We start from the raw sequence: 25,951 nt of genomic DNA on the forward strand, positions 1-25,951 counted from the left end.
TGTTGCCGCGAAAACAACTAGACACAGTCTTACTTAAGAGAGGTGGGAAAACCTGAATTGGTTCGGGGCCGATATTGTGAAAGGTGTGGCGTTTGTGAAAGATGTGAATATTATGGGAATCATGTCAACACGCGCCCGAGGTATTGGCCTCCGCACAATTGTGCTGTTTGCGGTCGGAATCATGGCTGCCGCCGTGCTGACAGCAATGCCCATTGCGACCCCGAAAGCTGAAGCGGCGTCGTTCGATGCTGGCCACATCATCGACGATGAGGTCTTCTACGATTCGACGACGATGACCGAGTCGCAGATTCGGTCATTCATCAACAGCAAAGTGCCGAAGTGCCGCTCGGGCTATACCTGTCTCGATGCGTACAAAGAGAACACGACGGCCCGGTCGGCGAACAAGTACTGCAAGGCGATCTCCAGCGGCAAGAACGAGGATGCCGCTCGCATCATCTACAAAGTGTCGCGAGCGTGTGACATCAACCCGCAGGTCATTCTCGTCACTCTGCAAAAAGAACAGGGGCTCCTGACTCACGAATGGCCATCCGAGTGGCGCTACACGATCGCCATGGGCTTCGGCTGCCCCGACGGTGCTGATTGCAACTCAAAGTATTTCGGCTTCCAGAACCAGCTCTATCTCGGTGCGCGGCAGTTCCAGATCTACCGCCTGTACCCGAATGACTTTGGCTACCGCGCCGGCCGTACGAACACGATCAAGTGGCACCCCAACTCCTCGTGCGGGACGAGCCAGGTCCACATCGAGAACCAGGCCACGGCTGGCCTCTACAATTACACGCCGTACCGCCCGAACTCGGCTGCGCTGAAGGCAGGCTACGGCGTCGGAGACTCGTGCTCGTCGTACGGGAACCGCAACTTCTTCCTGTATTTCACCGATTGGTTCGGCAGCACATATAAAGGGCCAGCATTGCACCCGAAGCTGCAAAGCTACTATTCGCAGAATGGCGGAGCCTCAGGACTCCTGGGTAAGCCAGTAAGCTCTGCAAAGACCTACTCTGACGGCGGGGTGGGGCAGAAATTTGAAAAGTATGTTCTTTACCGCACCCCGCAGGGCAAGTACCTGAGGACGACGGGGACCGTGGGAGATCGTCATTGGGCTCTCGGCGGGGGTGGTGGGGTTCTCGGATATCCGAGTGGTAACTACACCAAGCACTCAAACGGCGGCCGGAGCCAGGCCTTCGACAACGGAACGCTTTACTGGATCAGCAAATACGGAACTGAGTACACAACCGGCGTAGTTCGTACAAAGCATGACCAACTCGGTGGTGGCGATGGAGTCTTAGGATTCCCGAAAGGTAAGTACACCGTGGTTGGTGAGGGTCGGTCCCAGGTTTTTGCTTATGGCGGTATCTACTGGTCACCAAGGACAGGTGCACGATTCATTCTTGGTGGAATGGCTAAGACGTTTGAAAAGGCTGGCGGGCCCAACGGAGATCTTGGATTCCCGACGAGTGACTACATCACACACGAGAGCGGTCTGAGATCCCAGAGCTTCCAGTCGGGAAACATGTATTGGATAGCGGATCGTGGCGGCGTGCGCTACATTCTCGGTGGAATGGCTAAGACCTATGAAAGGGCTGGCGGGCCCATGGGGGAGCTTGGTTACCCGACGAGCGATTACATCAAGAATAAGGATGGGTCGCGGTTCCAGAGCTTCGAATCGGGTGCCATGTACTGGGCTCCTGGCAAAGTGGTCAGGTATATGCTCGGCGGTTTTGCCACCGAGTATGCATCCTCTGGAGGACCTGGTGGGGATCTAGGCTATCCGACGAGCGATTACGTCAAGAATAAGGATGGGTCCCGGTTTCAGAGCTTTGAAGTAGGCGATATGTACTGGGCTCCTGGCAAGAAAGTGCGCTACATCCTCGGTGGTATGGCAAAGGAATATGCCGCAGCCGGGGGACCTTCGAGCGAGCTTGGGTACCCGACGAGCGCGTATATGAAACACAAGGATGGTTCTCGTTCCCAGACCTTTGAACATGGAACTATGGAGTGGGCCCCAGGCGGGTCTGTCATCATCTCACTGTCCGAATGACGGTCGTACACCACGTTCTGTGGGGTAAACTCACCACGCGTTGCCCTCCATAAACGAAAGGTCTCGACTTGGTCACTCCGCCGCGGGTCGTTGCGGTCGTTGTCGCTTACAACCGACGAGATCTGTTGGTGGAGGTTCTTTCAGCGCTTTCGAAGCAGACACGTCCCGTAGAGGCGATTGTGGTGGTGAACAACGCATCCACCGATGACACCTCGCAGGTAGTTCGTACCTGGGCCGAAGCAATTACCCTTATTGATCTTGCTGAAAATACTGGGGGGGCCGGGGGCTTTGCTGTTGGAATGGCAGCTGCAGTTACTAGGCACAATCCAGACTGGATCTGGGTGATGGACGATGACACCGTCCCTGAGAGGAATGCGCTCCTCGGGCTGATGAACACGGCTACTGCCTATCAGGGCAAGAACCTCGCGGCTGTCGGATCCCGTGTGGAGTGGACGGACGGTGGCGAACACCCCATGAATACTCCTCGATTCAACCCGTTTGCAACAGCACGTGAGAAGAGAGCCGCTCATACAGTCGAGGCGATGCCGGTGCGATCGCTCTCTTTCGTCTCATCGATGTATCGCGCTGATGTCGTCCGATCAGTCGGATATCCCATTGCTGATTATTTCCTCTGGAACGACGACTTCGAATACAGTACCCGTGTGCTGAAGGGACGGTGTGGCCTCTCGTCGGCCGCAAGCGTGGTCGTGCACAAGACAGCACGTCGCGGATCAACTGACGACGACCCGGGCGCGCGCTTTCGGTTCGAAGTCCGGAATAAAATCTGGCTCTTTCGCTACTCTCAGTCGCTCAGGCCTGGGGAGAAGGTCGTATACGGCGCATCAAGTGTGGCGCGCTGGGCGCGAACCTTTATGCGTTCCGCAGAGAGAAAAGTGCTTCGCGAAGGTTTCACGCAAGGTAGGCGAGAAGCTGAGGAGCGGCCGCCTCGCTCGAATGCCGAAACTCTGAAGGATGCCGGTGTTCCCGAGGACATCTTCGCCGAGCTGCGGCGTGCGGAGTGACGGACATGTCAGCAGATCAGAAATTTTCTTTGCTGCTTCCGGTGTACGGCAATGACGAACCGGACCAGTTTGAACGAGCATTCGCAAGTGCGACGTCGGGTCAGACGTTGCAACCTACGGAAGTAGTGCTTGTTCAAGATGGTCCAATTCCCGACCGTCTTGAGCGTTCCATCGATCATGTGAAGGCTGAATGTCCAATGCCGGTGACGCACATTGTGCTTGAGGAGCGGGGCGGGCTGGCTCAAGCTTTGACGATCGGCCTCGAGCACTGCTCATTCGACATCGTCGCGCGCATGGACGCCGACGATGTGGCGTTGTCAGAGCGGTTCGCGAAGCAGATGACCAAGATGTCCGAAGGCTTTGACCTTGTCGGAACCGGAATGTATGAGTTCGCAGACGACACGAGCGAGGTTTTGGGACGCCGAACACCTCCCATCGGTGCCGATGCGATCGCGAAGTACGCACGATTTCACGACCCGTTCAACCATCCGACTGTGATGTACCGCAAGGCGACAGTGGCCCGTGCAGGCAGCTATGACGATATCGGTCTGATGGAGGACTACTGGTTGTTCGCACGCATGATCCATGCCGGCGCACGGGTGGAGAACCTACCCGACCCGCTCGTGATGTACCGCGTCGGTGACGGTGCCTACGCGCGCCGAGGCGGACGCCGTCAGTTTGAAGCCGAATGGAACCTGCAACGTGCGCTACGCCGCATCGGGTTCACGACCCGAGCCCAGTTCACACGTAACATTGCCGTGCGCGGCATCTATCGGTTCGTTCCCGTTGGATTGAGAAAACTGATGTACCGCCGCATGATTCAACGAGGCTTCTCGGACGTCGGTCCGGAGGCAGCCGAATCGAGTGAGAACTGATCGTGACACGCGCAGCATGAGAGTGAGGGAGAGACTGCGGCCATGACCTGGCTTGAAGCTATCCCGGTAGCGCTACTCGCGGTGCTGATCATCTACATTCCGGGTGGCCTCATCGCAGCTGCAGCTGGCGCTCGGCGCCTTCTCCTTTCTCTGGCTGCACCTGCCGTGACGATTGCCGTTCTGGCCGTGGCTGCAATCGCTTTCGGCTTAGCTGGGGTGCCGTGGACGTTGATCTCGGCTCTGGGTGCGTTCGTCGTCCTCGCCGCGGCGACCTTGGTGATCAGACGCGCGATCACGGGCGCGTGGTTCCCGAAGTCAGTGGTGAGTGTCGTGGGTTTTTCGCCCGCCTTCGTCGCTGGAACTGCGATCGCTGTGGTGATCATCGGCGTGCAGTTGGGGTTCGCAATTGGTGCCCCGGGCAATGTGTCGCAGACGTATGACGCGCCTTTCCACCTCAATGGAGTGCGATACATCATCGACACTGCAAACGGGTCGTCGTTGAATGTGACCGGGCTGATCCTTCCTCCTGGCCGATCGACCTTTTATCCAGCGGCCTGGCACGATCTGGTGTCGGTTGTAGCGATGGCAGCACCGTGGGCTGGTCTCGTCGAGACCGCGAACATCGTCAACGTGGTTGTTGCCGCCCTGGTGTGGCCGGTGGGCGTTCTCGCACTCGTGCGTCTTCTTGTTCCGGCGCGACGTTCTGCGCTCGTAGTTGGCGGGGTCGCGGCCGGAGCTTTTCCAGCATTTCCCTTGGGAATGCTTGACTACGGCGTCTTGTTCTCCTACTTCCTGGCGCTCGCGCTGCTGCCTGCTGGCTTCGCAGTGGGACTGAGCCTGTTTCGACTCGTGAATGGTCGTCGGCTCGGCTCTGTGACGTTGCAGATCTTGAGCTTGGCGTGTGTCGTTGTGGCGATCGGTCTGTCGCAGCCCTCCGTAGTTTTCGGGCTCGGTTTGTTCGGCGTCATCGGACTCGTCGCTGTCGCTGCGAATTGGATACACGCAGCGAAGAGCACAGGTGTGCGAGTGACGCTCGTCATCGGGGTTCTCGTCGTGGTTGCCGGCTATGCGTTGATCTGGCGTCGTATCGGTAGCTTCGGTTACACAGCGCCGTGGAACCGGTACGGGTCAGTTCCGGAAGTGCTGCTCGATACCTTCGGATTCTCTCGCGGTGACCGACCTATCGCCATTGTGGTCGCCGTGTTCATCATCGTGGGACTCGTCGTCGCTCTTCGGCGTCGGCAGTGGTGGTTTGTCGTCATGTGGGCGGCGGCTGCCGGACTCTTCTTTCTCGGTGGGGTACTGCCGGCAGGAGACCTCAGGAATCTCTCGCTTGGAATGTTCTATAAAGATGTTCCCCGGCTCGAGGCGTTCCTCGTCCTACCGGCCCTCGTCCTTGTCGTTGTCGGGGTAGAAGCTGTCTGGCGGTTGCTCGCCCGACGAATGTCGCGGAGTTCTCGGCCCGTGCGATTCGTGACAGCATCCGCGGCACTTGTTGTTCTGATCGCTTCGACGCAGCTCACGGCAATGACGCATGCCGTCGCACACGCGGCAGATGCGTACCGGCTTGACGGTCGCTCACGCATTCTTGATGACGACGAATACGCGCTCATTCAGAGGCTGCGTGACGAGGTCGGAGACGACGCGATCATCGTGGGTAATCCATGGACGGGAACATCCTGGGCGATGGCGCTCGCTGATCGGGAGGTGCTCAATCCCCACTTCAACACCTCGCACGCCGAGCCGAATGTCGTCGTGAACACGGAGCTCAATGAGGCAGGGGACGACCCGAGCGTCTGCGATGCGATCCGTGAGACGGGCGCGCGCTACGTTCTCGACTTCGGCGCTGACCGCTTTAATGGCAGCCGGCTCGACGTCAAGACGTGGATTGGCTTCGAGGGTCTGCTTGATCTTGAGAACTCGGATGCTGTTGAAGAAGTCGACCGCGAGGGTGACAAAGTTCTGTATCGGATCGTGGCCTGTGGGCTCTAGGAGCCGTCGGTCTTCGGGCTCGGGCGCGTCGAGTCGTCACTCGCCTCGACATTGTCGATAGCAGCAGTAGCGAGTGTGATCTGCCGCGCGAGGCGAGTGATACGGCGATTGACCTGAACATTGCGCCGATACGTCGTCGACACAAATACGAGGAAAGCGAGTACAAGAGCGTAGAGAAGAAGGTCGGCACCGCGGCCGACTCCGATCAGGTTTGCAAACCACGTGAGCCAGGTCGGAAAGATGATCGAGAGGATCGCAACGATGACGAAGGCTCCGAGGAACAGTCTTCGGAGCGCAAGATGGCTGTCGCTTCCGGTCGGCCGGGTAAAGAATATGCCGACGGCTATGACCCCGATGACAAGAATAATCTGAATGAGCACGATGCGCCTAACGGACGATGAGGTCGACGAGGATGTTGATCGAGTTCAAAACTGACTGTCCCTTCGCCTTTGAATAGTCGGTGTAAAGCAGCTCGACGGGGTACTCGCGCCACGGGAGTTTTGTGCGCCCTAGTTTCAGGACGATCTCCGTCGCGTGCGCCATACGGTCTTGCACGAGAGCGATCTTCGAGAGCGCGTCGGTGCGGATGACGCGAAGGCCGTTGTGGGCGTCGGTGAGCCTCAGTCCCGTTGTCATGTTGGTCACCCAGACCGCAGTCTTCAGGATGATTCGTTTGAGAACTCCAGGACGTGTGCGCTTATCAAGGAATCGAGAACCGAAGACAATCGCGAGGTCCTCCGAGCGCGCAAGAGCCACCATGCTGACGGCGTCCTCGACGCGATGCTGTCCGTCAGCGTCGAAGGTGACGACGTAGCGGGCGTTCGGCTGTGTCAAAACGTACTCAAAACCAGTCTGAAGCGACGCACCCTGACCGAGGTTCACCGGGTGCCGGAGTACCTTCGCACCCGCTCGACGTGCCACATCCCCCGAACCGTCCGAACTCCCGTCGTCGATACAGACAATCTTGGTGAACTCTTGGTGAAGATCGTGAATCACCGTCTCGATGACACTTTTTTCGTTGAACAGCGGGATCACTACCCACGTATCTCCGGTGCCAACGCGGCTGTTGGCACGGGGTTCGGGTGGCGTCATGGCTCCATTCTGGCAGACCCGCTAGTCTGAGACGCGCCCGGACCGTTCGACGAAAGCGAGAAAACGGTGCAACAAAGACCAAACGTGCGAATTGTCGACTCCGCGGACGTCGCGCAGAGCGCTGAAATCGGCGCAGGCTCGTCGGTCTGGCACCTCGCTCAGGTCCGCGAAGACGCGATGCTGGGGGCAAACTGCGTGATTGGTCGGGGCGCCTACATTGGCACAGGAGTGCGCCTGGGCGACAACTGCAAGATTCAAAACTATGCCCTCGTCTACGAGCCAGCCGACCTTGCTGATGGTGTCTTTATCGGGCCCGCCGCAGTATTGACGAACGACACATACCCGCGTGCAATCAACGCTGATGGCACGCAGAAGTCGGCCGACGATTGGGAAGCTGTCGGCGTGACGCTCAAGCGGGGTGCTTCGGTCGGGGCTCGTGCCGTCTGCGTCGCTCCCGTGACAATTGGTACGTGGGCGACGGTGGCGGCTGGAGCCGTCGTGACGAAAGACGTTCCGGATCACGCTCTTGTTGCCGGCGTTCCTGCTCGGCACATTGGATGGGTCGGCACGTCGGGGCATCCGCTCAGTGAGCGTGACGGATACTGGATGTGCCCAGTCACGGGCGATCGTTATGCTGAAATCGATGGCGAGCTGAAAGAGGTATCAAAATAGTGACGGACGACTTCATCCCCCCGGCGAAGCCGATCATCGGAGACGACGAGAGGGCTGCTGTCGACCGTGTTCTGATGAGCGGGATGGTGGCGCAGGGGCCAGAGGTTGCAGCGTTCGAGACCGAGTTTGCAGAGCATTTCGTGCCTGGCCGCACCGTGGTTGCGGTGAACTCAGGCACGTCAGGATTGCACGTCGGTCTTTTGGCCGCCGGAATCGGTGAGGGTGACGAAGTCATCGTGCCATCCTTCACGTTTGCGGCGACGGGAAACGCTGTCGCGTTGACCGGTGCGACCCCTGTTTTCGTCGATATCGAACCGGATCAGTTCACTCTTGATCCGATCGCTGTCGAGGCCGCGATTACCTCGCGGACAAAGGGCATCATGCCGGTCCATCTATACGGACACCCGGCGCATATGCACGAACTTAGGGGCATCGCAGACAAGCACGGGGTTGCTCTCTTTGAGGACGCCGCGCAAGCTCATGGGGCATCTCTTGACGGGCGCACCGTGGGCAATTTTGGCGCATTCGGCATGTTCAGCCTTTATCCGACGAAGAACATGACCAGCGGCGAAGGCGGCATGATTTCTTTTGACGACGCCGAACTCGTGCGCCGAGCCAAACTGCTGCGCAACCAGGGTATGGAGAAGCAGTACGAGAACGAGCTCGTGGGGTTCAACTATCGAATGACTGATATTCATGCGGCGATTGGTCGCGTCCAGCTGAGCAAGGTTGACGCATGGACGGCAACTCGTCAGCAGAATGCGGCATTCCTCGATGCCAACCTGACTGGAGTGGTCACTCCACCGGTCGCAATCGGAGCCGTACACGTCTATCACCAGTACACCGTGCGCGTTCCTGACGACCGCGACGGCTTCGTCGCGGCACTTCGGAGCGAGCATAACGTGGGTGCGGGTGTCTATTACCCGGTGCCCAACCACCGACTTCCATCGCTGGCGGGATTCGCACAAGGTCTTGAGCTCCCAGAGACAGAGCGCGCAGCAGCGCAGGTCGTCTCGCTTCCCGTCCATCCTTCGCTCACATCGGATGAGCTCGAACGCATCATCACGGCTGTCAACGCTGTCTCGCAGGCTGGAGCATAATGGCTGACGATCTACGCGCAGGTCTTCTCGGAATTGGGATGATGGGGAGGCACCATGCACGCGTACTCCGCGAGATTGACGGGGTTGATCTCGTCGCGATAGCGGATCCCGCCGGAGATCCTCACGGTGTGTCTGGTGACCTAGACGTCCATCCAGATGTTGAGGGGCTCATCGCGGCAGGCATCGACATGGCAGTCGTGGCAGTGCCCACGCGCTTTCATGAGGACGCGGCATTGAAGCTTGCATCAGCGGGTGTGCACACGTTTGTCGAAAAGCCGATTGCCGAGACTGTTGAGGCGGGTCGGCGCATGACTGAGGCATTCGCGCAGGCCGGTTTGGTCGGTGCCGTCGGGCACATTGAGCGATTCAATCCAGCGCTGCAGGAACTGCGTCGCCGTCTGGCCGCTGGCGAATTGGGAAGCGTGTATCAAGTGGCGACACGACGCCAGGGGCCGTTTCCGGCTCGAATCGCTGACGTCGGCGTCGGCAAAGACCTGGCCACACATGACATCGACCTCACTGCATGGGTGACACAGAGCGACTACACCCGGGTGTTTGCCCAGACGGCATTCAAAAGTGGGCGCAAGCACGAAGACATGATCGCGGTCACCGGACGACTTGAGTCGGGCGCGGTTGTAAGTCATCTGGTGAACTGGCTCAGCCCGATGAAAGAGCGCGTCACGGTCGTCACCGGTGAAAAGGGCGCCTTCGTGGCAGACACGGCGACGGGCGATCTCACGTTCTACGCCAACGGAACAATTCCGCTCGAATGGGAGTCCGTGAGCGCATTCCGCGGGGTTTCGGAGGGCGACGTCACCCGGTATGCCTTTGCCAAGCGCGAGCCGCTTCGGGTTGAACACGAAGCATTCCGCGATGCAGTGCTCGGTGAACCAAGCGATATCGTCACGATGCAGCAAGGGCTCCGGGCGCTCGAGGTCGTTGAAGCAACGCTCGAATCGGCGAGGTCGGGTGAAGCAGTCGCTGTGTGACCTATGCGGATCTCACTCGTCACCAGAATATTTTCCCCTGAGCCCGGTGCGGCGTCGTTTCGACTGAGTGCAGTCGCTCAGTCGTGTGCAGAGAAATCACACGCTGTCACTGTGTTCACTTCGACTCCTCCGCCCGGGCTGTCGAGCGACGTTGAGCTCGACGAGCCCGCCGTAACGGTCAGGAGGGCGCGAGTCCTTAGAGATCGTGCCGGTTATGTGCGCGGATACCTGCAGTACATGAGTTTCGACATACCTCTGGTTCTGAGATTGATTGTGTCGCGGCGGGCTGACGTCGTCCTAGTCGAACCACCGCCGACGACCGGGGCCGTCGTACGACTAGTGTGTGCTCTTCGACGAATCCCGTACGCGTACTACGCTGCCGATATCTGGTCTGATGCTTCGCAAACGGCCGGAGCTCCCGGGCTTGTCGTCACATTCGTACGTTGGCTCGAGAGATTCGCAATGCGCGGGGCGCAGCTCGTGCTCTCCGTCAGCGACGGCGTCACACAGCGGCTTCGTGAGCTGGGTGTGACAGCGAACGTCCGAACTGTTGGGAACGGGTCAGATCTCACAGCGTTCTCACCGGAAGGCCCTACTCAACGGATCAGCGCTCCGTATTTCATTTATACAGGTACAGCGTCAGAGGTCCATGGCGCACGAATCTTTGTTGATGCGTTTCGGAAGGTTCGCCGCGATCACCCCGAGGCAGCCCTCGTGTACGTCGGCCAGGGGAGTGACTTTCCCGCGATAACCGAAAGTGCAGAATCAATGGCCGATGGAGCCATTCAAGTGTTGCCTCGTACGAGCCCCGCGGAAATTGCACGCTGGCTCAGAGGAGCGACTGCTGCCCTTGCCTCCGTGAAACCCGGTGTTGGGTACGACTTCGCCTTTCCGACCAAAATGTACGCGGCCACGAGTTGCGGCACGCCCGTGATCTACGCTGGAACGGGCCCGGGCCGGGACTTCATCGATGAGGTTGGCTACGGAATCGCATCCGACTACGATGTCGATTCAGTCGCCGCTGCGATGCGTGACATGCTCGACACAACAACAACCGTCTCTGACAGAGGCCGCGCTGCCGCGTGGGCTCGTGAGAACGTAGATATCACCGCAGTTGCAGCTCGAGTTCGAGGAGCCTTGGAAGCCATCGCCTCTAGCCGCACACGACGCCACCAGCAGAAACCGATATAACAGTGAACGTGCCCGGCAAGAAGCGAATCCTCGTCCTTACGTATACCCCGATAAAGAGCGCCCCGCGTGCTCTGAAGCAGATCAACAAATTCGTCGAGGACTACGACGTCACCACAGCAGGTTTCGGGGAGTCGCCCCACCCTGATGTCGTCGAGCACATTGAGTTCAAACAGCCAGCGCTGAGGCGCGGTCTGCCTGGTTTGTGGGATCGTTTCATCTATCCCTTTACGTTACTCACGCGCCTCTACACGCTGACTTATCGTACGGCGCCGCGGAACAAGATGGCGGCTAAGGCGCTGAAGGGCCGAGAGTGGGATCTCATCATCACTCACGACGTTGCCACCACACCTCTGGCGATGAGCCTTCCCTCCACTCACGGAGTCATCGTTGACCTGCACGAGTACGCTCCGCGGCAAAACGAGCATTCGCGGCTCTGGCGGTTTCTGATCGCACCGTACTTTCGTTGGATTCTGCGCGCCCATGTCGCGCACGCGGCCGGAGTCGGGACCGTCAGCCAGGGCATCGTCGACGAGTATTCCCGCAATTTCGATTTCGTCCCTGAGCTGATAACTAACGCAACCCCCTATCAGGATCTTCCTATCGGCGAGGTGTCTCAGACCATCAAACTGGTACATAGCGGGATCGCGGCTCCAGCCCGCAAGCTGGAGGTCATGATCGAGGCAGTGCGTGACGCAGATGCTGACGTCACGCTCGATCTGTACCTCATGCATAAGATCCCGGAATACTCTGACAAGCTTCGGGCTCTTGCACAAGGGAGCGACAGGATTCGCTTTATGGATCCTGTGCCATACAGCGAACTCGTGCAGACGCTTAATAACTATGACGTGGGAGTGTCTATTATCGCGCCGACGACGTTCAATCTGGCGTGGTGCCTGCCCAACAAATTTTTTGACTACATTCAGGCGCGTCTTGGCATCATCATCGGCCCATCTCCTGAGATGATGCGGATTCTTGACGAGCACAAGCTCGGCGCGGTTGCGGGAGGATTCGAGGTCGCCGAGTTCAAGCGAACACTTGAGTCGATGACCGTCGACGACGTGAAATTGTGGAAGCGAAACTCTGACGCGAATGCTCAGAAACTCTCGGGTGAAGAGCAAGTTGCGATCTGGCAGCAGATGGTGCGCCGCATCCTCGAGGACGACCGATGAAAGCACTCTACGGGCTTTATAGAGATGTCCTGAAAATACTGCCGGGCAACGCCAAGCGGTTCTTGACCGGTTATTCCATCGGACTGGGAATTCTTGCGATTCTGGATGCCGCAGCGCTCGGTGTGCTGGCGATCGTCATCTCACCTTTGATCAGCCAGACAACGATCACGCTCCCCATAGTGGGTGAGGTCGGAGGACCTGGTCTGATCGGTGCCATTGCGCTTGTCTGCGGGCTCATCGTGTTTAAGGGTGTCGGTGCGGTCATCCTTCTGCGAATCGCGACGAAGCGCTTTGCGGTGTACGAGCTCGAATTGGGAACGATGCTGTTTGAGTCCTTCACTGCGCTTCCCTGGACGGAGCGGCTGAAGAAGAACTCCTCCGATATCGTCAGGCTTACGGATGGAAGTGTGGGGGCGATCGTCGCTGGATTCCTGCTTCCAGGGTCGACTGTGCTGGGCGAGACGATGAGTTTTGTCGCCGTTGTTGCCGTCTTGGCCGTGGCACAGCCCGTTGTCGCGATCATCACGCTTGTCTATATGGGCTTCCTCGGTTTTCTGCTGTATATCGTCGTCGCGAAGCGGTCACGGATTGCGGGAAAGACCAACCTCAAATTTACGCTTCGCACGTCGCGTCTCATCACCGAAATGGTTGGTGCGTTGAAAGAGGTGACGCTGCGCAACAAGCTTGGTGAGGTCTCAGACGTGGTGCGCGCGGGCCGAGTTCACAGTTCGCGGGCCCGGGCGAATGTTCAGTTCTACGGACAAGTTCCCCGGTATGTGCTTGAGGCGGGCATTGTTGGCGGATTTGTCCTCGTCGGAATCGCTGGGTTCCTCGGGGGCGGCGTGGAGCAAGCCATGGCAGCCATCGCCATGTTCGGTTTGGCCGGATTCCGTGTCGCACCATCGATCGTCAGGGTCCAGACGATCGTGAACAAGATGACGGCAAACGCTCCCCACGCAGAGCTCGTACTCCGCGAGATCAAGGGCGGTGAGAGCGCTAAACAATCTGTCGCTGAGAAGGACTCGTCTGCGCTCCCTGACTCACCCGAGAAGATTGATCTGCACGATGTCTCGTTCTCGTATTCAGACGACGGAGTGCGTGCCCTCGATTCTGTGCGCTTCACCATTCCCTTTGGCTCCACCGTGGCCTTCGTCGGGTCATCGGGCGCAGGCAAATCGACAATGATCGATCTGGTTCTCGGGCTCATCGTCCCGACGGCCGGCACTGTTTCAATCGACGGGACAAACCTGAACTCGATCAGACGAGCCTGGCGATCACGAGTCGGTTACGTCCCTCAAGATGTCGCACTTTTCGACGCGACGGTCGCACAGAACGTTGCGTTGAGTTGGACCGACGATGTGGACCGGGAGCGTGTTCGCGAGGTATTGCGGCAGGCGCAGCTGCTCGAGACAATCGAGACGCGTCCAGGCGGAATCGACGCCCGAATCGGCGAACGTGGCCTCTCACTTTCCGGCGGGCAACGTCAGCGACTCGGGATCGCTCGGGCACTGTACGGCCGTCCGCTGGTCTTGGTCATGGACGAGGCCACGAGCGCCTTGGATTCCCGCACAGAAGCCGCCGTGTCGCACGCGATTTCCGAACTGCAAGGCGAGGTCACAGTCATCTTGGTCGCGCATCGGCTGTCGACGATCAAGGACGCAGACCAGATCTACTTCCTGCGTGAAGGCAGAGTCGATGCGCAGGGCACATTCTCAGAGCTTGTTCGCGACGTTCCGGATTTCGCCGAGCAGGCTGCGTTGTCCGGAATAGGACAGGTCGGTGACGGCGAGTCAGAGGCGAAGTAGCTTCGACACGATTGCGCGCTCGGTTGTGACATCGGTCTCTGCACTCAAAGCGGACGCCGCCTCGTTCGCATTCTGCTTGAAGGAGGCGATCTCTTCCCGGGTGAGCTGTTTGAGGGTTACGGCCATATCGTCCGCAGTGAAACCGGGCGTGACCGCGCCAAGACTGTACGCGGATATGACGGCGTCTGTTTCGACGGAGGGGCTGAACACAACAGCGAGACGCGCCTGAACGAAATCAAAGAGTTTGTTCGGCAGCATGAGGCGGTGATTAGTCGTTCGCGGGGGAAGGTTGAAGATTCCGACGTCGTATTGATTCAGAACGCGCGGGAGCTCCGCGGGAAGGACCGCGTCATGAAAGCGGATCCGCTCGCTGTCCGCGGCCATCGCGCGAAGCGATTTCCAGTAAGCCCCACCGTCTCTCCCTTGAATGAGATAGAGGTCAAGGCTAAACCGATGGTCCAAGCTCAACGTAGCCGTGATGAGACTCTCGATATCGCGCCCAGGCACGGCCGCGCCACTGTGCACCAGACGAATACGGTCAGGCTCCATCCTCGACGGGGAAAGATCCTCAAAGCCACGAGCATTTCGCACGACCTCGGCAGACGTTCCGAACTGTTGATCGTACAGGCGAGCAATTGACGAATTCACTGTCGTCACGGCATCGGTCAATGGAAGGTATTTCTCGCACACGTGGCGCATGTACGGTGCCACGAGCAGCCTCCACGACAACACGTGAGTACGTTCCTCAGGGGCCCATTCATGCATGTCACCCCAGACTGGGGCTTTCCCCCTCACCGCATGCGCGAGCGGAAGTGCACGTGCCTCATTGGCGACGACAAGGTCGAAGGAGCGTGATCCGATGAGGTCCAGCGCCGCTACTTCAGCGGGGGCGGTCAACTCGGCCCAGCTATGACGTCTGAGCCCCAGCTTGGCCGCGCCCGGAATGGTTTGAGGAAGCGAGGCGCGGTCACGTGGGATCTCGAGGTGGTCGCTCGCGCCGTGCGGCAATGGTCCATAACCAATTGTCGTGACATCGCCAAAATCCTTCAGCACATCGAGCTGTCGAAGTACTCGTGCGTCAGAGCTGAAATCTGAGAACGAAATGGCGAGGATCCGAGGCATGCGGGGCACACTGCAATGGTAATGCTCTGGCTTCCGAGAACCCGAGCCTCCAGAGCCACCATTCATTCATCTCAGTACCCGTAGACTGATGCTCATGCAGATTGCGGTTGTCGCCCTTGGGAAAATCGGTCTACCTCTCGCCGTTCAGTTCGCTGATGCCGGTCACGATGTGATCGGCGTCGACGTCAACCAGAATGTGGTTGATCTTGTGAACAAGGGGGCCGAGCCATTCCCTGGTGAGGCACACTTGCAAGAGAAGCTTTCAGAGCTCGTGCCGGCCGGTCGGCTGAAGGCCACGACAGACTATGCCGAGGCGATTCCGAATGCGGATGCCGTGGTTCTCGTCGTTCCTCTCTTCGTCAACGACGAGACCTGGGACCCAGACTTCGCCTGGATGGATGCTGCAACTACGTCGCTCTCTGAGCACCTCACCAAAGACACACTCGTTTCGTATGAGACGACGTTGCCCGTGGGAACCACGCGCAACCGGTGGAAGCCGATGCTTGAACAGGGCTCAGGGCTCACGGAGGGAACGGACTTCCATCTCGTGTTCTCGCCGGAGCGGGTTCTCACGGGACGCGTTTTTGACGACCTGCGCAAGTACCCCAAGCTGATCGGCGGTCTGTCTGAGGAGGGTGCACGCCGCGCGAAAGAATTCTACGAGGCTGTACTTACGTTCGATGAGCGGCCGGATTTGTCTCGCGAGAACGGTGTCTGGGATCTCGGCACGGCGGAAGCAGCCGAGATGGCCAAGCTTGCCGAGACGACCTATCGCGACGTCAACATCGGCCTGGCCAACCAGTTCGCCGTGTACGCCGACACCGTCGGCGTTGACGTGTACCAGGTGATCGAAGCCTGCAACTCGCAGCCCTACAGCCACATTCACCGCCCGGGGATCGCCGTAGGCGGGCACTGCATCCCGGTCTACCCGCGCCTGTACCTCTCGACAGACCCGAATGCCGACATTGTGCGCCAGGCACGGCTCTTCAATGCATCGATGCCCGGCCGCGTCGTTGACAAGGCAGAAGAAGTGCTTGGCAGCCTCGCCGGGGTCAATGCCGTTGTGCTCGGTGCTTCGTACCGTGGCGGAGTGAAAGAGACAGCGTTCTCCGGGGTCTTCGAGACCGTCAACGCGCTCCGTGGCCGCGGTGCGACCGTCACAGTGCACGACCCGATGTACTCCGATGACGAACTCGCTGCTTTCGGCTGGGACGCCTATCACCTAGGCGACAACGTGGATCTCGCCATCATCCAAGCAGACCACGCCGAGTATAAGACGATGACCGCAACTGACCTTCCGGGCGTGAAGCTCCTGATCGACGGACGCAACACCACCGAGCCTTCGGTGTGGGCGGGAACGCCGCGCCTCGTCATCGGCGGCGGTCAGTGATCATCCCGAACGACATTCACTGAGGGGGTCTTGTGAGCGTTCTCGTTACGGGGGGAGCCGGCTACATCGGCGCCCATATCGTTCGGATGCTGGAAAAGAACGGCGACGTTGTCGTTGTCGACAACTTCAGCACCGGAGACCGCGATCGCATCGGGGACGTTGATGCGTATGAGCTGGATCTGACGGCGCCCTCGGCGGTTGCCGAATTGCGCCATATTCTGTCGAAGCATCGCATCGACGCAGTGATTCACATGGCCGCACTCAAGCAAGTCGCGGAGTCTGTCCAGCATCCGATTCGCTACTATCGCGAGAACATGCAGACGCTCGCTCACATGCTCGAGGCGATGCAGGCGGAAAGCGTGCCGATGCTCGTGTTCTCATCATCCGCCGCCGTGTACGGAAACCCGAAGAACGCGCTTGTCAGCGAAGATGACGAGACGACGCCGGTGAACCCGTACGGTGCGTCGAAGCTGACGGGGGAGTGGCTGGTACGAGATGTTGCCCGGGCGTCGTCGATCCGCGCCGTGAGCTTGCGCTACTTCAACGTGGCGGGAGCGGGTGCCCCTGAACTCGCAGACATGATCCCGGCGAATCTGGTCACGCTCGCTGTGGAAGCACTGGAATCAGGGGATGTTCCGCAGATCTTCGGCGACGATTACGACACGAGAGACGGCACCGGCGTGCGAGATTATGTGCACGTACAGGATCTCGCGGCTGCCCACATTGCCGCGGTCGACTACCTTCGTTCTGCACGTGAGAGCTATTCGGTCTTCAACGTGGGCACGGGCCAGGGTGCCAGCGTGCGTGAGGTCCTGACAGAACTCTCAGCGGTGAGCGGAATGCCGTTCGAACCTCGGGTTGTCGGGCGACGGCCGGGGGATCCGGCATCTGTCGTTGCCGATTCTCATCGAATCGAGTCCAGTTTTGACTGGTCACCGACGCATTCGATCAGGGACATGGTCGAATCGGCGTGGGCCGCGCGAAGCTGCGCCCAAGCTGACTCAGACTAGAGTCATTACTGACGTTTGCACGTGCTACCTAGGAGTATGAACACCCGTGGACTGTGACCTTCTTGTCGTGGGTTCAGGTTTTTTTGGCCTGACCATCGCTGAACGTGCTGCTGAAAGCGGCCGCAAGGTCACGGTTATCGACAGGCGACCGCACATCGGTGGGAACGCGTATAGTGCGCCGGAGCCCGATACCGGCATTGAGGTGCACCAGTATGGAGCCCACCTCTTCCACACGTCGAACCCGTCAGTGTGGGAGTACGTCAATCGGTTCACAACGTTTACGAACTACGTGCACAAGGTCTATTCGACCCACAACGGTGTCGTCTACCCGATGCCCGTCAACCTCGGTACGATCAACCAGTTCTTCCAGGCCGCATATTCGCCGACCGAGGCACGAGAACTTATCGCGGAACAGGCCGGCGAATTCAACGTCAAAGATGCAGCGAACTTTGTCGAGAAGGGGATCGCCTTGGTGGGCCGCCCCCTCTACGAAGCGTTCTTTCGCGATTACACAGCCAAGCAGTGGCAGACAGACCCTGAGGAACTGTCAGCATCAATTGTGAGCCGACTTCCCGTCCGGTACACCTACGATAACCGCTACTTCAGCGATAAATGGGAGGGACTGCCCACCGAGGGGTACACAGCGTGGCTGGAGCGCATGGCAGACCACCCAAACATTGATGTGAAGCTGAACGTTGATTTCTTCGACGAGAGCCAACCATTCAACAAGAAGGACACGGTGGGGCAGATACCGATCGTCTATACGGGCCCTGTCGACAAGTACTTCGACTACGCCGAGGGTGAGCTGTCATGGAGGACTCTCGACTTCGAGCAAGAAGTCCTGCCCGTCGGAGATTTCCAAGGCACTCCAGTGATGAACTATCCCGACATGGACGTCCCCTTCACTCGCATCCATGAGTTCCGGCACTTCCACCCCGAGCGCGACAACTATCCCAATGACAAGACAGTGATCATGCGAGAGTTCTCGCGTTTCGCTGAGCGTGGCGATGAACCCTACTATCCGGTGAACACCTCGTCAGACCGTGAGGGTCTTCTGAAATATCGCGAGCTGCAGGGCGGCGAGCCGGACGTCTATTTCGGCGGCCGGCTGGGTACCTACCAGTACCTCGACATGCACATGGCGATCGGCTCAGCGCTGTCGATGTGGAACAACAAGCTTGCAACGCAGTAGAGTCGCCATCGTGAAAGCAGTGTTGCTGAACAAACGGGGGATGCTCGTACGTCCCGGTATCGGTGCCAGAGAGCTGAATGTCTACTTGGACGGTGAGCATCTCTGGACGGTGTCTCCTGAGTCCGCGACCCGCAGAGCGGGCGTTCTTGTGCCATGGCCCGATGAACTCCTTCGAGTTATGGACGGGCGGAGCCGATTTGAAGTGCGGGACGGCAGCGATACCGTTCTTGATCGTCGCACGCTAGCCTTCGGCACGTCTGATCAGCCGATCGTGCTGAGGGATGCCGATGGGCGAGGCCTTACCGTCAATAAATGGGGAAGACTCACTCACGGCTTCGAACAGCAGACTCGAGAAGACAAAGACCGACTAATTCAGCGAACCGCGGAGGTTCTTCAACAACTTCGCGAGTTCGGATTTGACGCATTCATTGTTGGCGGGACGCTGTTGGGCGCAGTTCGTGACGGCGACGTGCTGCAGCACGACGACGATGCAGACACCGCCTACCTCAGCAAACATTCTCACCCGTCCGACGTCGCCCTGGAAAGCTTTAAACTCCAGCGCGACTTCGAGGCCCTCGGATATTGGATTGTTCGCCACAGCGTCAGCCACTTCCAAGTCATGTTCAAGACTGAGTCTGGGCACATCGACCATTTCGTGGATGTATTCACCGCACTGTTCAAGGACGGCCAGTTCTTCGAGCCGATTCACGTGGATACTGATGAGATCGCCCCAGATGACATTGTTCCCACCACAACGTTGTCGCTTGGAGGCGTCGACCTTGCGGCACCGGCAGACCCGGAGAAATGGCTCGCCGCTTGCTACGGGCCCCACTGGCGAACTCCAGACCCGACGTTTACCTTTGAGACCCCGGAGGACACAGTTCGGCGTTTCCACTTCTGGTTCGGGCGTCAGAGTCTCCATCGACTTTATTGGGACGCCCGGTACCAGAGCATCGCTGAGTTGCGGAGTCCATCTGACGCGGTGAAGCGGTTTGCGGAGCGGCTGCCGCCAGGCGCTCTTGTCCTCGAGGTTGCGTGTGGTGCCGGAGCCGATGCCGCGTATTTGGCGGCACAAGGGCACGAGGTTGTTGCCTTTGATTTCTCGTGGGTTGCAATTGACCGGGCGAGGAAAGCGGCAGAATCAAGACAGGCTCAGGTCGACTATCGCGTCGCGAATCTCTATGACCGCAAGGAGATGCTGTCCCTTGCGATCGAGTTGCGAGCCAGTGAACGACCGATCTATATCTTTATGCGTCATGCGATTGATGGAGTTACAAACTCGGCGCGTATCAATGCCGCGTTGCTCTGCAAATATCTTCTGCGGGCTGATTCTTTCGCGTTTATGACGTCATTTGCATCGCCCGGGCGAGGCTTTGACATGGAGCGCCCGCAGACATGGCACATCCCCCTCAACGCGATGTACAAGACTGCTGCGGAACTCGGCTTGACAGTGCGCATTGATCGTTCGAAGACTGAAACGAGTGGTGAAGGCAAGAGACTGGTCACGGATGCGGTGATTGGGTTGAGAACGGAGAGGTAGTAATGGGTATAAAAAGTAGGCTTCAACAACTTGCGTGGTCAGCTGCACCGGAAGGATTGGTCGCGAGCGAAGAAATCCAGGTTTTGCGCCGTCAAGTTGCCGATCTTCGGCTTGAAGTGGAGCGTTTGAAAAAGGATGTCGACGAGGCCCGTCGCGATAGCTTACGAATAGCCGAGCTCACGGACCTCGTCGTCGAGAAGATCGCTTGAGAGTGTAGTTAAGCAATAGCAAACGCCAGGAGACTTCTTAGTACACTCGCTGAAAATTTTGCACCCGGAGAACCATCTGGGCTCGTTACGGTCTTGAGTTTTCGCGATAAGAGAGAACTCGCAGTACTCTGTAGGTAATGTACAGCCCCAATTTGACTCATCAAAAATCAGGGTGTCGTCATTAAAATCCCTCATTCCCGCCCGCTTGGGCAAGAAGCAGCAAACGTTACCTTCTAACGAACGATCGAACAAGTCTTCCCAACGTATCGGCGATACGGACAACTTTGCGAGAATTGGCTGCGCGCAGCTCCTCACGTAGGGACCGAGATTCCGCGTCAGACTGCCTCTTAGCCACACTCAGCGCATCCCGATCCCGTTTCGCTTGGGCTGCCGACTTCTCCGCACGTATCCGCGCATTACTTTCCACCTGGAGTGATTTAGTCACGACGCTGAACTCGTTATACGCATCGAACTCACAGCGGCTAATCATTGGAACATGATCGAGGTGCAAAGCATCAACCTTCGCGAAGCTCAGTTTTGGGATGTCAGATGGAGCCTTTATTTGTTCGACTAACGTGTCCCACCACCTCGATGATTCCTCTTCACGGGTTTTTTTGATCGCGTCGATATGGCTAACGAACTTCTGACGCTGAAGAGTAAGTTGTTGAGCCATTGAAGCCACTGTTTCGGGTGTTGCACGTTTTGCAGGCAAATGGAGTGCTTGAGTTCCGAAGTTTTGTTGAGCACCATGCATACGCACGAAGGAATAGGGGTCCATCCCAATTGAGATCGTCGGGATCCCGACACGCTGTCCGAGCACAATGGGGTGATAGCGCGTACTAATTGCCATCGTAGCCTTGGCCATGATTGCAAGAGACTGAGTGGCAGAGATGACCGGGAGGGGCCGTAGACGGCCTGAAGTTGAAAGGCTTACCACCTGTTGGTGAGAGAGCTGATCATGCTTCTCGTCGTCCGGGAGCGGGGAACCCGCGTGCGGAATCAACAGTATTTCTTGCCCCATCTGATTTGCGACTGCGTCCAATATCTCTGCCATCTGCTGATAGTAGAAATCTTTAGCCCAAAAGGCGTTAGCAATATGTGGTGACACCGATGCAACCGCATAGCCCTCATCCAAGTCAAGACTAGCCGACCATTGGTGGTCTGCCTCCGTGGCCTTTAAAAGGAAGGCGTCGTCCACCGATCGATATGCCGGCGCTCTTCCCTGGGTGAGGTCGTTGATCAACTCGAACGTGTGATTCTCACGGGCGGCTACCATCTGAGAACCCTCGAGGATCTCGGCGATAATCCCACGATGATCATCATCGATCGAGGGGCCTATGGTTTGGCTCGTAAGGAAAACAGGTTTTCTGGCTTCTTTGGCAATCTTTACGAGGACAGATCGCTCATACACGTGGTAGAGGTATCGAGAGGTGATGTTACCTCCACCCGCAATGAGGACTGCGTCTGCGGCTCTCAGAAGCGAGAGAATCGCATGCGCTGGATCGTTCTCTGGGAGTGAACCGAAGTCATTTTCGATATCTGCCACCAAGGTTCGATATCGATCATCGAGCTTTGTTCGACTCCAACGAGGGCCAAATCCCAATCTGTCAATCGCTTTCACACCGTATCGTTCGCGCGCGGGCCTAGCCTCGGCCGCGATCAAAGTGATGTCCGTCACCCCGCGATCCTGCATCGCTTTTATCGCGGCTTCAGTCATTGCCTCGTCACCGAGGTGGTAGAGTCCAGCCCAACCAACATCGCCGATCATTGCGATCTTGGGGCCTGCGCTGACTTGCGGCATTATGCATCCCCGCGCGAGGCGAAGACAGCATCAACGAGACGTTCAGTAGCATGGCCGTCTTCTAATTCCATGTATCGGGAAACGAACAGTTCACGCTGGGGTTCGAATGTGCGTGCAACGTCATCCGCGTTGCCAATTGACTCGACGAGGTCAGCTGCTGTGCGAACAAACGGGCCGGGCGCAGTCTCCTCGAACGGTACAAAGCTCTCACGGCCTGTGAAGTAGCGCTCGAAATCGGGGACGTAATACAACGATGGCTTTCCCGTAAGCGCGTAGTCGAAACGTAAGGACGAGTAGTCAAGAACACCTATATCCGATGCCAATATGAGGTCATTGATGTCCGGGTAGTCCGTCACGTTGATGATGTCTTCATCAGCGGAGGTACCTTGGCGAGCGTTGAAGGGATGCCCCCGTAGCAAGATAACGTAGCCGCTGCCAAGCGCACGCACGAGCTTTGTGAGGTCGATAAATTCGACCATCGCTGCAGACATATCGTCAGCTGATACATAATCGCGGAAGGTCGGGGCGTAAAGCACGGCTTTCTGACCTGGACGAATTCCGAGACGTTCACGAACCCTATTCCGAACACTATCGGCGTCGGTGGCGAGCAAAGCGTCGTTTCGCGGGTAGCCAATCTCGAGAATGTCCGACTCGATCGATGAGCCAGGGCGGTAGAACTCTTTCAAGAACGGGGTTGCATAGCTAGCAGGGGAAACGAGGTAGTCCCATTCAGACGCGCGTTTGAAGAAAGACTCTTGGCGTTCGGCAGTGAATCCGAGCTTCTGCCACCACTTATACCCGTTCAGTTTAAAAGGATACCCATGGAATGTTTCGATCAGAATCTGGCCTTCTCGCTTGACGTACCAATCAGGCTGGTGGACGTTGACCATGACATAATCTGCAGTCCCGAATGCCTCGTAATAACGCCGAGAATCTTCAAGGACAACTCGTGCACCGTCTGGGACTTCAATGGAATGATCCCTTACAGCCCAAATGAGCTCGAGGGGACTATCGCGACGTTGCAACTCCTTGTGCACGGCGAGTGCCGAATCATTCGCTGCTTCACCATACAAGTTCCGGAACACAATCGACTTTGGTTTTCTCGGTGAGAGCGTGTAGAACCAATCCTTCATTCTCCAACGATTGCCCCCACCGATCTCATCGTCCCGTAGTGGGGGTTCCAAGCTAAGTCCAAGTCGCCCGCCGTGTTCGCGCGATACATTGATCCGAAGCTGATCTGTCTCAAATGATTGGGGCAGGTCGGGCGCGAGCGCATCATGTACATCGAGTGCAACCGAGCCTGACTCCGAATTCTCGAGTTGAAAAATATAGTCGCCACTTGGGAAAGCACGCTGATCGTGACCCCACTTCGCGGCCGAGAGTGGCACATGGATTGACACGCCGTCGGCCGTGAGTACGATCGGGAGATCGAACGTCGTAGAGCCAACGTGGGCAGTTGCTCGAACTGGGTCAAGGCTTGTGCGCGTGCGACGACAATTGATCACGAGCCCGTTCAGGTCATCGAGCCCGACACTGACTACGTTCAGGCAGTTTCGCTTATCTACAAGTGTCAGGCAGCCGCTGGTGAACTCTTGGACCGTATTTCCCCGGGAATCTTCTGAGTTGCGCGTTCTGACCCGCCTGGACCATACGAAGCGCCCATCGGCGTTGATTTCGTTTACATTGGGTAATTGCGGGGAGACATAGACCGTGTGTGGTGTACCGTCCGGCTCGACGACTCTAAGGTCATACGTCACACGTCCGTAACTCGATGCGAGGCTACGAGGCACGTTGATGTTGGCTGTCCACAGTCCTTCAGAAAACTCCAGTTTCTGGACAGAACGGTTGAGGCTGAATCTGTCACCGTCTCGGACCAGCGAGACTTGTGCCAATGGAACTGCACTTCGTAATGCGATATTTGCAGTGCCCCCGTCCAAGCTCGCGTGCTCAGCTGTGACTTTGGGGGTCGAAGTTTTGAAGATTACTGATCTATCAGGTCGTCGAATGGTAACGAGGACTCTACTATCAGCCAGTTCGAGTGCCGTTGATCGTATTGATTTCCAGTCAGTTGTTACGCGCGACCATCGGCGGAGCTCGCCGCACGTTGCGCTCACCTGTATTTCATACTCGCCATCCTGTTCAAAGGCAACATCAGGGATTGTGACGTTGAACAGAGCATCCCGCATATCCGCGTATCGACGTGTGTGCCCCAGAACCGCGCCCTCAACAGTTGTTGTCGTACTTGCGAGGGCACGGCGTTCACCGTTCTTGATATTGACGAGTTCAAATAGCATCGAATCGATATCGTCCGGACGAATCCGGTCCACATACGCGATAACCGTGAGCTCGATTTGATCCGTCGCCGACCTGCTCATTTTTCGAGCGACTGCTCTGAGCATTGTCTCAGTTGGCGAAAGCACGAATGTATTGTCGTCGAGCACTGATTGGAGTTCTTCTCGGAGTGGGAAGCTCCCAAGGATCTGCTGACCGTGGACGACACCAGCGAAGTGATCAGGCTGCCAGCCCTGATGTTCAAGAAATTTCAACGCGAGTTCACGATTTTCTCGGGCAACTAGACCTAGAAGGATCTTTTTCCGGGCGTCCACTAGATCCCACAACTCAGTGTCCGTGACTTGGGAGAGTAAATATTCTATAAACTCTACGAAGATCGGCCACGCCTCGGCATCCATCTGGCGAATGTTGGGGAGAAATTCGCCAAGATTGTTGTTGAGGATCTGGCGCAAACGTTCTTGGCGAACTTCCGAAGTGCTGTATTTCTCCAATGCATCGAGCGAATCTCGCACCGCGATGTGGTGATGTTGAATGTTTCGTGCGGAAGTTACTTGTTGGGTGATAGACGATTGATCGTCTCGCTGGCGCCAATTGATGCTGACACGAGATAGCACGTCGAAGCATTCGGCACGGGCAAAAGCTTCCATAGAGATGGCTTGATCCTCGTAAAGCAGACCCTCCGGGAATGTGAAGTTGCACCTGTCCCAGAAGTCCCGTCTGTATACCTTGCTCCACGCGACTGCATTGACAAGTATGTCGGGAAATTCGGGGAGCGTTGTTGCTTTGCGTTCGGTGCGGTGAGCAGACCTAATCCACGGTGCAGCTGGAGGAAACGAACCTTTGAGTTCGCGCCGGTAAGGCATTACAGCAAAGCTTGACCCGGATTCCTGCAGGATACTCATCGCGTCCTGATAAGCGTGGCGATCGACAAAATCGTCGCTGTCGAGAAAAGCGAGGAACTCGCCGCGAGCATGGGCCACCCCTGCATTTCGTGCCGAGCTTAGCCCGCCGTTCTTCTTCTGTACGACTCGAATCCGAGGGTCTCGCTTGGACCAGCGTAGCGCGATGTCATAGCTTCGGTCTGGAGAGCCGTCATCGACGACGATTACTTCGACTCTGCGGTAGTTTTGCACGCTGAGCGACCGGAGACATTCATCAATGTAACGTTCAACTTCGTACGCGGGGACTACGATGCTCAGCAGACCAGGCACGTACGCACCTTTGTCTCGCGCTAGAAGCGAACGTAGTTTGACTCCAGAAGCCCAACGCCCGAGGTTTCGAACCCTTTCACGGGCCGACAACAACTCTGGACGAGCTAGAAAATCGACTGCGAGATTTCGGAAACTGCCCAATATACGATCCTCAACATCCGTGGCGGCCCTTCAGCTTCCCTGACGGCCGACGTTCTTACGTCCGGATCAGTCTAAACGTG

20 protein-coding genes are annotated in these 25,951 nt (G+C 57.6%); 15 read left to right on the forward strand and 5 right to left on the reverse strand.

All coding sequences use genetic code 11. The features are described from left to right. Positions 1 to 85 precede the first annotated feature (85 nt). The 4 genes from OK352_RS06030 (at position 86) to OK352_RS06045 (ending at position 5,945) form a co-directional block, all read left to right on the forward strand. On the forward strand, positions 86 to 2,056 hold the full coding sequence (locus OK352_RS06030; protein ID WP_265140547.1) for an LGFP repeat-containing protein: 1,971 nt from the start codon (positions 86 to 88) through the stop codon (positions 2,054 to 2,056). Positions 2,057 to 2,124: 68 nt separating this feature from the next. Beyond that, positions 2,125 to 3,078, forward strand: coding sequence for a glycosyltransferase (locus tag OK352_RS06035; protein ID WP_265140548.1), 954 nt, complete (start codon positions 2,125 to 2,127; stop codon positions 3,076 to 3,078). A gap of 5 nt (positions 3,079 to 3,083) precedes the next feature. Next, the gene (locus OK352_RS06040; protein ID WP_265140549.1) at positions 3,084 to 3,953 is read left to right on the forward strand and encodes a glycosyltransferase; all 870 of its coding nucleotides are present in this window, start codon (positions 3,084 to 3,086) and stop codon (positions 3,951 to 3,953) included. Between the two features lie 42 nt (positions 3,954 to 3,995). Further along, on the forward strand, positions 3,996 to 5,945 hold the full coding sequence (locus OK352_RS06045) for a DUF6541 family protein (protein ID WP_265140550.1): 1,950 nt from the start codon (positions 3,996 to 3,998) through the stop codon (positions 5,943 to 5,945). Here the strand turns inward: OK352_RS06045 and OK352_RS06050 are convergent. Then, on the reverse strand, positions 5,942 to 6,325 hold the full coding sequence (locus tag OK352_RS06050) for a DUF2304 domain-containing protein (RefSeq protein ID WP_265140551.1): 384 nt from the start codon (positions 6,323 to 6,325) through the stop codon (positions 5,942 to 5,944). The genes OK352_RS06045 and OK352_RS06050 overlap by 4 nt on opposite strands. 7 nt (positions 6,326 to 6,332) lie before the next feature. Next, complete coding sequence (locus tag OK352_RS06055) at positions 6,333 to 7,037, reverse strand: glycosyltransferase family 2 protein (RefSeq protein ID WP_265140552.1); 705 nt, start codon at positions 7,035 to 7,037, stop codon at positions 6,333 to 6,335. An 84-nt stretch (positions 7,038 to 7,121) separates the two neighbouring features. Here OK352_RS06055 and OK352_RS06060 point away from each other — a divergent pair, with 84 nt between their 5' ends. From OK352_RS06060 to OK352_RS06080, 6 genes are read left to right on the forward strand one after another with little or no spacing between them, the layout of a single operon-like run. After that, complete coding sequence (locus tag OK352_RS06060; protein WP_265140553.1) at positions 7,122 to 7,709, forward strand: acyltransferase; 588 nt, start codon at positions 7,122 to 7,124, stop codon at positions 7,707 to 7,709. Continuing rightward, positions 7,706 to 8,809: a DegT/DnrJ/EryC1/StrS family aminotransferase gene (locus OK352_RS06065; RefSeq protein WP_372338085.1), complete on the forward strand. Its 1,104-nt coding sequence runs from the start codon at positions 7,706 to 7,708 to the stop codon at positions 8,807 to 8,809. The genes OK352_RS06060 and OK352_RS06065 overlap by 4 nt, the downstream gene beginning before the upstream one ends. After that, positions 8,809 to 9,798 carry a Gfo/Idh/MocA family protein gene (locus OK352_RS06070; protein ID WP_265140555.1) on the forward strand — a complete coding sequence of 330 codons (990 nt, stop codon included), beginning with the start codon at positions 8,809 to 8,811 and terminating at the stop codon, positions 9,796 to 9,798. Before OK352_RS06065 ends, OK352_RS06070 begins: the two co-directional genes overlap by 1 nt. 3 nt (positions 9,799 to 9,801) lie before the next feature. Continuing rightward, complete coding sequence (locus tag OK352_RS17690) at positions 9,802 to 10,989, forward strand: glycosyltransferase family 4 protein (RefSeq protein ID WP_372338082.1); 1,188 nt, start codon at positions 9,802 to 9,804, stop codon at positions 10,987 to 10,989. 8 nt (positions 10,990 to 10,997) lie between these two features. Continuing rightward, a complete protein-coding gene (locus tag OK352_RS06075) occupies positions 10,998 to 12,158 on the forward strand; it encodes a glycosyltransferase family protein (protein WP_265140556.1) in 1,161 nt (386 codons plus the stop codon). Next, complete coding sequence (locus tag OK352_RS06080; RefSeq protein WP_265140557.1) at positions 12,155 to 13,963, forward strand: ABC transporter ATP-binding protein; 1,809 nt, start codon at positions 12,155 to 12,157, stop codon at positions 13,961 to 13,963. Before OK352_RS06075 ends, OK352_RS06080 begins: the two co-directional genes overlap by 4 nt. Here OK352_RS06080 and OK352_RS06085 read toward each other — a convergent pair. Further along, entirely contained in the window at positions 13,949 to 15,085 is a 1,137-nt protein-coding gene (locus tag OK352_RS06085; protein ID WP_265140834.1) for a glycosyltransferase family protein, read from the reverse strand. The genes OK352_RS06080 and OK352_RS06085 overlap by 15 nt on opposite strands. A 94-nt stretch (positions 15,086 to 15,179) precedes the next feature. Here OK352_RS06085 and OK352_RS06090 point away from each other — a divergent pair, with 94 nt between their 5' ends. Genes OK352_RS06090 through OK352_RS06110 form a run of 5 tightly spaced genes read left to right on the forward strand, consistent with a single transcriptional unit; the run spans position 15,180 to position 20,426 of the window. Further along, positions 15,180 to 16,475 (forward strand): nucleotide sugar dehydrogenase, encoded by a 1,296-nt coding sequence (locus OK352_RS06090; RefSeq protein WP_265140558.1) that lies wholly within the window; start codon positions 15,180 to 15,182, stop codon positions 16,473 to 16,475. A 32-nt stretch (positions 16,476 to 16,507) separates the two neighbouring features. Then, the gene (gene galE, locus OK352_RS06095) at positions 16,508 to 17,485 is read left to right on the forward strand and encodes a UDP-glucose 4-epimerase GalE (RefSeq protein ID WP_265140559.1); all 978 of its coding nucleotides are present in this window, start codon (positions 16,508 to 16,510) and stop codon (positions 17,483 to 17,485) included. Positions 17,486 to 17,531: 46 nt separating this feature from the next. After that, complete coding sequence (glf, locus tag OK352_RS06100) at positions 17,532 to 18,677, forward strand: UDP-galactopyranose mutase (protein ID WP_265140560.1); 1,146 nt, start codon at positions 17,532 to 17,534, stop codon at positions 18,675 to 18,677. Positions 18,678 to 18,687: 10 nt separating this feature from the next. After that, positions 18,688 to 20,217 (forward strand): class I SAM-dependent methyltransferase, encoded by a 1,530-nt coding sequence (locus tag OK352_RS06105; protein WP_265140561.1) that lies wholly within the window; start codon positions 18,688 to 18,690, stop codon positions 20,215 to 20,217. A 2-nt stretch (positions 20,218 to 20,219) separates the two neighbouring features. Continuing rightward, positions 20,220 to 20,426 (forward strand): DUF6752 domain-containing protein, encoded by a 207-nt coding sequence (locus OK352_RS06110; RefSeq protein ID WP_265140562.1) that lies wholly within the window; start codon positions 20,220 to 20,222, stop codon positions 20,424 to 20,426. Between the two features lie 226 nt (positions 20,427 to 20,652). On the opposite strand, the gene OK352_RS06115 is transcribed toward OK352_RS06110, so the two are convergent. Both OK352_RS06115 and OK352_RS06120 read right to left on the reverse strand, forming a co-directional pair. After that, entirely contained in the window at positions 20,653 to 22,227 is a 1,575-nt protein-coding gene (locus OK352_RS06115; protein WP_265140563.1) for a polysaccharide pyruvyl transferase family protein, read from the reverse strand. Then, entirely contained in the window at positions 22,227 to 25,730 is a 3,504-nt protein-coding gene (locus OK352_RS06120; RefSeq protein ID WP_265140564.1) for a bifunctional glycosyltransferase/CDP-glycerol:glycerophosphate glycerophosphotransferase, read from the reverse strand. Before OK352_RS06120 ends, OK352_RS06115 begins: the two co-directional genes overlap by 1 nt. Positions 25,731 to 25,951: the final 221 nt, after the last annotated feature.

The sequence above is a fragment of the Microbacterium sp. MPKO10 genome, from assembly GCF_026107415.2.
GTDB lineage: Bacteria > Actinomycetota > Actinomycetes > Actinomycetales > Microbacteriaceae > Paramicrobacterium.

Coding starts and splice junctions, on each gene's coding strand:
- OK352_RS17690 (WP_372338082.1), top strand. CDS start 9,802: ATGCGGATCTCACTCGTCACCAGAATATTTTCCCCTGAGCCCGGTGCG.
- OK352_RS06055 (WP_265140552.1), bottom strand. CDS start 7,037: ATGACGCCACCCGAACCCCGTGCCAACAGCCGCGTTGGCACCGGAGAT.
- OK352_RS06115 (WP_265140563.1), bottom strand. CDS start 22,227: ATGCCGCAAGTCAGCGCAGGCCCCAAGATCGCAATGATCGGCGATGTT.
- OK352_RS06085 (WP_265140834.1), bottom strand. CDS start 15,085: ATGCCTCGGATCCTCGCCATTTCGTTCTCAGATTTCAGCTCTGACGCA.
- OK352_RS06080 (WP_265140557.1), top strand. CDS start 12,155: ATGAAAGCACTCTACGGGCTTTATAGAGATGTCCTGAAAATACTGCCG.
- OK352_RS06090 (WP_265140558.1), top strand. CDS start 15,180: ATGCAGATTGCGGTTGTCGCCCTTGGGAAAATCGGTCTACCTCTCGCC.
- OK352_RS06110 (WP_265140562.1), top strand. CDS start 20,220: ATGGGTATAAAAAGTAGGCTTCAACAACTTGCGTGGTCAGCTGCACCG.
- OK352_RS06070 (WP_265140555.1), top strand. CDS start 8,809: ATGGCTGACGATCTACGCGCAGGTCTTCTCGGAATTGGGATGATGGGG.
- OK352_RS06045 (WP_265140550.1), top strand. CDS start 3,996: ATGACCTGGCTTGAAGCTATCCCGGTAGCGCTACTCGCGGTGCTGATC.
- OK352_RS06040 (WP_265140549.1), top strand. CDS start 3,084: ATGTCAGCAGATCAGAAATTTTCTTTGCTGCTTCCGGTGTACGGCAAT.